Origin of the sequence: Brevibacillus sp. BC25 (genome assembly GCF_000282075.1) — a bacterium.
Classification (GTDB): domain Bacteria; phylum Bacillota; class Bacilli; order Brevibacillales; family Brevibacillaceae; genus Brevibacillus.
On the sequence record NZ_AKIX01000055.1, the window covers coordinates 54,968 to 63,493 of the forward strand.

The 8,526-nt window shown below is 49.5% G+C and carries 8 protein-coding genes; all 8 read right to left on the bottom strand.

Going from position 1 to position 8,526, the window contains the following annotated elements; all coding sequences use genetic code 11:
• Positions 1–21 precede the first annotated feature (21 nt).
• The gene (locus PMI05_RS16050) at positions 22–1,335 is read right to left on the bottom strand and encodes a transcriptional regulator (protein WP_007723563.1); all 1,314 of its coding nucleotides are present in this window, start codon (positions 1,333–1,335) and stop codon (positions 22–24) included.
• A 20-nt stretch (positions 1,336–1,355) separates the two neighbouring features.
• The gene (locus PMI05_RS16055; protein ID WP_007723565.1) at positions 1,356–2,360 is read right to left on the bottom strand and encodes a dipeptidase; all 1,005 of its coding nucleotides are present in this window, start codon (positions 2,358–2,360) and stop codon (positions 1,356–1,358) included.
• 17 nt (positions 2,361–2,377) lie between these two features.
• The gene (locus PMI05_RS16060) at positions 2,378–3,484 is read right to left on the bottom strand and encodes an aminopeptidase (RefSeq protein WP_007723569.1); all 1,107 of its coding nucleotides are present in this window, start codon (positions 3,482–3,484) and stop codon (positions 2,378–2,380) included.
• Positions 3,485–3,505: 21 nt separating this feature from the next.
• Complete coding sequence (locus tag PMI05_RS16065) at positions 3,506–4,468, bottom strand: ABC transporter ATP-binding protein (protein WP_007723571.1); 963 nt, start codon at positions 4,466–4,468, stop codon at positions 3,506–3,508.
• A complete protein-coding gene (locus PMI05_RS16070; RefSeq protein ID WP_007723573.1) occupies positions 4,465–5,454 on the bottom strand; it encodes an ABC transporter ATP-binding protein in 990 nt (329 codons plus the stop codon). The genes PMI05_RS16065 and PMI05_RS16070 overlap by 4 nt, the downstream gene beginning before the upstream one ends.
• Before the next feature lie 45 nt (positions 5,455–5,499).
• A complete protein-coding gene (locus PMI05_RS16075) occupies positions 5,500–6,354 on the bottom strand; it encodes an ABC transporter permease (RefSeq protein ID WP_007723576.1) in 855 nt (284 codons plus the stop codon).
• Position 6,355: 1 nt separating this feature from the next.
• On the bottom strand, positions 6,356–7,291 hold the full coding sequence (nikB, locus tag PMI05_RS16080) for a nickel ABC transporter permease (RefSeq protein ID WP_007723579.1): 936 nt from the start codon (positions 7,289–7,291) through the stop codon (positions 6,356–6,358).
• Positions 7,292–7,524: 233 nt separating this feature from the next.
• Positions 7,525–8,526, bottom strand: a 1,002-nt coding sequence (locus tag PMI05_RS16085) for an alpha/beta hydrolase (RefSeq protein WP_007723582.1), incomplete at its 5' end; no start/stop codon positions are given.

An 8,526-nucleotide genomic window follows, 5' to 3' on the forward strand; every position in this document is an offset into this window, starting at 1 on the left:
GTTGATATTACAAGAGGAAAGTCATAAATGATTAAGGCGATACACAGCCCGCGGGCGTCCTTGCTGATACGGCTGCTCTTCTCCGACGACCTCTACGACCTGATGCTCGATCAGTTTTTTCAAGGTTCTTTCTGAGCTGCGGCGACTGATCTGGAGGTACTCGGCTAAATCTGAAGCGGTGAAGCGGTTATCGCGGCGAAGCTTGACATACTGCATAATTTTCGTGATGGTAGCGACACTTGCGCCAGTCTTCTCCGCGATCTCCAGCACTTCCTTGTTCTCGCTTTTTAATTGGAATGTCTTCGATTCTGTATTCAACGGACCGATCACTTCTTTTTCATCCGTCACCAGATACGCACTGCTTTCATTTGTTTTCTGGGCATGATAAATCGCAATACGTGCATTGGCTTCGGCCTCTTTCGCGGTTTGGCCAAAACCAAATCCGATGGCAACCGTCACTTTGGCCAGCAGATCGACATTGCCCACTACTTGCATGATCTTCCCGGATTCAATCATTTGCTCGATGCTGCCTCTCGTGCCATAGATGATGAATTGATCCATTCCCAATTTTTGAATGGAAGCATCCGTCTCTTTGACGAGCTCCAGTAGCTCTTGCAGCAAAATAATCGTCGCATCCTGCCATTGTGTTTCTACTGGTGGACCATCATTTTGTTGGATCGCTGCAATTCCCACAGCTATCTGCGAATTTTTGCTAATTTTCAATTGACCATAAGCAACGGCTTGATTGACGGCATCGCGAATATTTTTATCGGGACTGACGAGCGATGCGGAAGGGATGTTCATCTCACGTAATCGACTGTATACGTAGTCAACACCAGTCAAAGCAAAATGGCTCTGTTTCTGTTCCCAAAGCTCCTTGTGGAACTGAATAATCTCCTCTACGTCAAATCTCGTCCCGCCTTCTTCAATAATCTCACTGTAGTCTTTTACATACCAAGGCGTAGAAATAATGCCCAATTCATCAGCGACCTTCTCAATATACTCCGCTTTTGGCAAATCTATCGAGATGCGGTCCAGTCCTCCTGGTACATTCAGCAAGGTATGAAATAAAGAGAGGGAAATGGTATATTCATCGATCGGGATGTACACGGCAGGCAGCTTCTTTTGCTCTACCTTTTCCTTGGCAAAAAAATAAGGAAGTGGGCCAGCAAAAAGCAGCACGTCGCAGTCATGGATTTGATCAAGCAACGCAACACTCTCTTTGGGGTTCTGGTATGTATACGAGGTCAGTTGAATGTAATCGATGGATTGGGTATGCTTCAAGATCCTTGGCAAAAATTCTTCCGAAGAGATTACCGCTATCGTAATGGTCAATGTTCCACTCCCTCATCTCTCTATGATTTCCACACGTCCTTAAACACGCGGATGAAGTTTTTGCCCAAAATACGCTCAATCGCTTCATCCTTGTATCCTCTTTTGGCAAGGGCACGCACAAGCTCCGGAACCTTGGTATGTCCTTTTACGACATCAAAATCTTTGCGTCCTGGTTGAATAAACACATTGGGAGAATCGTATTTCATAAATGGCTCGATGATGTCCAGACCAAGTCCGACGTGTTCAACCCCAACCAGCTTCACGATGTGATCGACGTGGTTGATCATGTGCTCGATATCAGCCTGGTCGTCTGTGTCCGCTACGAACAGATTGACGCCATTGATGCCGATTACGCCGTTGGTGAATGCGATCGCCCTGATTTGCTCATCCGTCAGATTGCGCATGGAGCTTGCTAATGTCCGGCAATTGGAATGTGAAGCGATAATGGGCTTACGCGCTACCTCGATTAGATCCCAAAAACCTTCGTCATTCAGATGGCTGACATCAATGATGATGCCCATTGCTTCTGCCTCTTCGACGACGCGGATGCCGAACTCGGTGAGCCCGCCCTTGCGCCCTTCCCGTACCGGACTAAAATGACTACCATCTCCAACGAAGTTCCGCCTGCTCCACACGAGACCCAAAAGGCGCACGCCCAGCTCGTAAAAAACACGGAGCATACTCAGATCATTATATAACGGTTCCGCGCCTTCCAGAGAGAGCACAAAACCAATTTTCCCCATTCGCTTCGCGGTCTCGATGTCACTCACACTTTTGCAAACCATGATTTTCTCAGGTGATTCATCTGCCTCCGCATGTAGCGCGCTGATTTGTTGCAGTGCTTTTCTCAAGCCCATCTCCGGCAGGAATTTGTTGTCGATATAAATCGCTGCGACAACTGTCTGCACCCCGCCCGCCACGAAATCAGGTAAGTAATCCGATTCTATTACTTTTCGCCTGCCATGCTCGCGTTGAATAGCAACATCCAGCAATAGGTCAAAATGCCCATCGATTACGTGTGTCATGCCTCATGCTCCCCCTGTTATTTCAGGTTTTCCGGGTTAAGTGGTGCAAGCTCCGGTAAAAGAAAACGTCCGTCTCTGCGAATCAAGTGGTCATCGAACCAAATCTCACCGCCACCGTACTCCGGGCGTTGAATCATGACCATGTCCCAATGGATGTTCGACTTGTTACCGTTGGATGCCTCGTCATAGCATCGTCCCGGGGTAAAGTGGAAGCTGCCGTCGATTTTTTCATCGAATAAAATATCCTGCATGGGCTCCCGAATGAACGGGTGGACCCCCAAAGCAAACTCCCCAATGTACCGGGCACCTTCATCCGTATCCAAAATGTTGTTCAAGCGCTCTGTGTCATTGGCTGTGGCGTTAACGATCTTCCCGTCCACAAACTCCAACCGTACCTTTTCAAAGGTAAAGCCTTGATAAGGCGAGGGAGTGTTAAACGATATGACACCGTTCACCGATTCGCGAACAGGGGCTGTAAATACTTCACCGTCTGGTATGTTATAGTGCCCCGGACACGGAATCGCTGGAATGCCTTTGATGGAGAAGGTCAACTCTGTGCCAGGTCCCGTGATTTTCACGCGGTCTGTTCGCTCCATCAGCTCCTTGAGCGGCTGCATGGCTTTTGCCATTTTGGCGTAATCCATCGTGCAGACATCGAAGTAGAACTGTTCAAATGCTTCTGTGCTTTTATTCGCCAGTTGCGCCATGGAAGGCGTCGGATAACGAAGATAGACCCATTTCTTTTTGAGACGCACAATACTTACTTCTTTGAAAAAGGACGTAGCCAGCTTCATCTGCTCATCAGGGACATCAGACACTTCATTGATGTTCAGCCCACCCTCGATGATGATGCACGCTTGCATTTTTTCCATTCGCTCTTTGTCCATCTCTGCCTCTAAACGGAATTGCTCCTCTGTTCCCGCTAGAAATAACTGACGGCTAATCGAGGATTCACGCAGGTTCACAAAGGAATGCCCGCCTGCTCGCGAAACTGCTTTGACAAGCTCCTTTATCAGAGCGGCGTCCACCTCCATCGCATCGATCAGCACGTTATCTCCTGGCTGCACATTCGTAGAGTAATTCACCAGCACATTCGCCAGCTTCGTAAGACGTGGGTCCAACATCTATCTATCACTCCTATTCCCTTATTTTTCATAGAGATGACACGCAACCAGTCTGCCATCTGCTTCTGTTAATGGAGGGGCTTCTGTCTTGCACACGTCCATGCACGCCCAACAGCGCGGGTGAAACTTGCAGCCCTGCGGCGGATTGGATGGAGACGGCAGATCCCCTGTTAACATGATCCGTTCTTTTTTCTCGTCAGGATCCGTGATGGGAATGGCGGAGAGAAGCGACTGTGTGTAGGGATGCATCGGACGTTGAAACAGCTCTTCTTTTTTCGCCAGCTCAATCACTTCTCCCAAGTACATCACCGCTACTCGATCGGCGATATGCTCGACGACACTCAAGTCATGCGAGATAAAAAGATACGTGAGCGAAAACTGCTCCTGCAAATCCTGAAGCAAATTGAGAATTTGCGATTGAATCGATACATCCAGAGCGGACACAGGCTCGTCAGCTATGATGAGCTTTGGCCTGAGCATCAAGGCGCGAGCGATCCCGATTCTTTGTCTTTGTCCTCCGGAAAACTCATGCGCGTATCGCGACAAATGACTTTTGTTCAAACCGACGATCTCCAGCGTCTCTTCGAGCATGGCTGCTCGCTCGCGTTTTGGGATACCATGGGCAATCAATGGCTCTGACAAAATGTGCTGGATCGTCAGCTTTGGATTGAGGGTATCAAATGGATTTTGAAACACCATTTGCATATCACGCCGTAGCTTCTGCATGTCTGCCTTCTGTAAGCTGCGGATATTTTGACCCTCGAACACGATCTCGCCGTCTGTCGGCTCGATCAAGCGCAAAATACATCTGCCCAGTGTTGACTTGCCACAGCCTGACTCTCCCACAATTCCCAATGTTTCACCTGCGTTGACAGACACGTTCACTCCATGGACGGCATGCACGTAACCTGGCTGCTGGAACCACCCTTTGCGGACAAGGAATTTCTTATTCAGGTTCTTCACTTGCAAAAGAGGCGTCTTCATCCATTCACCGCCGTACTTTCCCTGTTCTCTTGATACAGCCAACAACGGCACTCCGACTGTTGATCCACATCCAGCAACGGGGGATTTTGTTCCAAACAGACAGGCATCGCCTTCTCGCATCGCGGAGCAAAGCGGCATCCCTTCGGATAATTATCTGGGGTCGGCACACTTCCCGCGATACTGTGCAATCTCTTCTGGCCTTTGGCATTATGTGGCGTCGATTTGATCAAGCCCATGGTGTACGGATGCTTGGGGCTTCGAAGCAGTGTGCGAACATCAGCCACTTCAATGACCTGCCCGGCATACATCACCAGTACCCGGTCACATGTCTCGGCGACCACGCCCAAATCATGCGTGATCATGATGAGCGACATGCCTAGCTCTCTTTGGATTTTTTTCATGACATCCAATATTTGCGCCTGGATCGTTACGTCTAGTGCAGTCGTCGGTTCGTCCGCTATCAATAGCTTTGGATGACAGGCAATCGCCATCGCGATCATCACGCGCTGTCGCATCCCCCCGGACAGACGATGCGGGTACTCGTGATAGATTTCATTGGCACGTGAAATGCCTACCTGCGTCAACAGCTCGAGCACTCTTTCTCTCGATTGGACTCGGTTCATGCCCTCATGCTTTTCCAGTCCTTCGCTCAATTGCTTCCCGATGGTCAGTACGGGATTCAACGAAGTCATCGGCTCCTGAAAGATCATTGCGATCTCTTTTCCTCTGATCTTTTGCATCTCTTTTTCGCTATAGCGCAAGAGATCGGCTCCGTTCAGTTGAATACGGCCTGCAATGCTTCCGTTTTTACTGAGCAAACGCATCATGGATAGAGAGGCAACGCTTTTTCCACATCCTGATTCTCCAACGATACCGACCGATTCACCTCTTTTGACCTGTAAGCAAAGATTGTCCACCACCTTGAAAGCCCTTTCATTTTTCGAAAACGTGGTAGTCAATCCCGTCACTTCCAACATGTTTGTCACGTTACTCACTCCTTTTTCGGGAACGGAAGCTCGTAAACTCGTAAACTATGATTTGGGATCAAAGATATCGCGCAATGCATCCCCGAGCAGATACACCGTAAAAACGACTGCTGTAATCGCAAGACCGGGAAAAGTAGCGAGCCACCAAGCTTCTCGCAAGTAATTTTTCCCTTCATTCAGCATCGTTCCCCACTCCGGTGTAGGAGGCTGGGCACCCAAACCGATAAAGCCCAGTGCCGAGGTCCCCAAAATGGCACCGCCTATAAACATGGTCGTATAGACGATCAGCACGTTGGAGATGTTCGGAATGAACTGGCGCGTAATGATCCACCAATTCGAGCTGCCGATGGAGCGGCTTGCTTCTACATAGCCGGATTGCTTGATCGAGAGTGCCGCACCACGGATCAGAATCGAAAAGGCCGGAATCGATGATATTCCTATCGCGATCATCGCATTTTCCTGACTCGGTCCAAGCACAGCTACGATTGCTAGAGCAAGCACAATGCCGGGCAACGCCAGCATGATGTCCATGATTCTCATGATCAGATTGTCAACAATTCCTCCGAGGTAAGCGCATGTCACACCAATCAGCGTTCCTGCTACAAACGTCATGACAGACGCCAGCACAGCTACGGTCAGTGTCACTCGTGTTCCGTACAGCATCCGGGATAAAATATCGCGGCCAATCGCATCTGTCCCTAGCCAAAACTCTTTCGACGGTCCTTGCATAAATGCTTCGTAGTACGTTTTCGTAGGATCATGCGGAGCAATCCACGGCCCGATGATTCCCAGCAAAACAATGCAGAGCATCATCAGAAAGCTGTATTTCGCTTTCTTTTGCTGCATAATCTTCTCCCATAATTCGAAACGAGGCATAGACCATTGCTTACTCCAGAACATGCTACACCCCCTCCTTCGCGGTGTAATCAATGCGAGGATCGAGAAGCGCGTACAGGACATCAATCAAAATGACAACGAGGACATACACTGCTCCAATAAACAGCGTCGTTCCTTGAATCATCGGGAAATCCCGCGAGCTAATCGCTTGAATCGCCAAAGTACCCACTCCCGGCCAGCCAAAAACCTGCTCGACAATCACAGCCCCGCCCAGCAAGCCAGCCAGTTCCAGGCCAATGACAGCCACAATCGGAATCATCACATTGCGAAAAGCGTGCCGCAGCAGCACAATTCGTTCATTCATCCCTTTCGCACGTGCTGTTCGAATATAGTCATTGGACAAAACCTCCACCATGCCAGCTCGAGTGAGTCGGCTGAGTGCGGTCGCCATCAATGTCCCCAAGGTAAACGCTGGAAGAACCATGTCTTTTAGCCCCGTTCCTCCCGCAATCGGAAACCAGCCCAAATGGACGGAGAATACAAGGATGACGAGTAAGCCTAACCAAAAGCCGGGTATGGACATCCCAAAGGTGGAAAAGGTCATGATCGCTCCGTCGATAGGTGTATCCTTGTATTTTGCCGCTAGGACACCCAGCCCGATGCCGATCACAACTGCCACTACGAGGCTGCCCACTGCCATTTTTGCTGTCGCAGGAAAACGATCGGCAATTTCTGTGCTCACAGGTCGGCCCGTTTTCAGGGAAGTGCCGAGATCCCCTTTCAAAACACCAGAAGCATAGTCGAGATACTGGACGACCAAAGGTTTGTTCAAGCCCAGTTCTCCGCGAAGCGACTCGATTTGTTCGACAGTCGCCCGCTGCCCCAGCATGATCCGCACAGGGTCACCGGGGATGAGATGAATAAGCAAAAACGTAAAAACGGAGAGTCCAAACAGGACAATGATGCCCGACAATAGGCGCTTCACTATATATTGCTTCATGAGGTCTTCACCCAGATGTGAGAAACGGTATAAACTATCCTCTTCCTGTTGCGTTCCTGCACTTTACTCTCCTCCCTTTTTCTTCACTAACGACACTTGTCGTTATAGTGTCGTTATTTGATAAAAATAGTCTATTCGAAATTCACAGAAAGTTCAACTCGTTTTTTCTTGCCTCATTCAAAAAGAGCATGGTCCCTTTCTCACCATGCCCCTTCTGAAGAATCGCTCCGTCGTCATTCCTTGCCATGCCTCATCTGAAGCAATATGTTTGCCGTTAGCTGTGGATGACTGAGCGGAAAATGATGAGCGACGGAGAGCCTTTCGATCTCTACACTTGCTTTCATGAAAGCACCCTCTGTTCCTTTTGTCAGCTGATACGTTTGATCCTGTGTTCCCCATACGATCTGGGCTGGAAAAGGGAACGGCTGTGTTGTTACCGCCATTTGCTGGAGTTCATTCATAAAATAGCGCAGCACGTCTGTATGCGTCTTGCTGATCCGCGGGGATTGCAGGAGCTTCCCTGCCTTTTCTACATAGCCTTTTGGCATTTCCTCCGTGGACTGAAATACCCCTTGCTCAAGCATTGCTTTTTCCAATTTGGCTGGCGTTAACTGCTTTTGCAAAAAACGCTGAAGAAGGGCTGGACTTTTCCCCAATCCCGCCAGCAGCAAAGAATACTTCGGCGCATGCAGGGGCGGCTGCAAAAGGTATAGCTTCTCGATTTTTTCCGGTACTCGCTTTGCTGCCTCCCACGCCAAAAACCCGCCAAATGAATGTCCCGCAAGATGAACCGGAAACGGCAGTTGTCGCAATGCCTCCGCCAATGCCTCGATAAAGCCCTCGATCGGTTTTTCGTGATGGTGATAGGGCGATCTGCCAAACCCGGGCAAATCCAGTAACCATACAGCATGTTCACCCAGCTGTTCAGCGAGCGGAAGTAAATCGCTCATCTCACTGAAAAGCCCGTGCACGAGCAGCCACGGAGTACCCAAGCCTTCTTTCTTGTATGCAGCCATGCCTGCGATTTGCTCTCGGTGAAAGTAAGGAGGCACTTTCTGATCCTTTACCGACAAACGATAATCCAGATCGGCAATCACACTGGGAAGATAAGCCGCTACGTCGTATGCATCGATGCCTTTTTTCGCTTTCATTTGCTGAAAGGGAGCGAGCGGGAAGTCTTTCTTTACGATAAAATCCATCGAATTGGCAGGTACCCCGAGCAAGCGGCTGCCGCC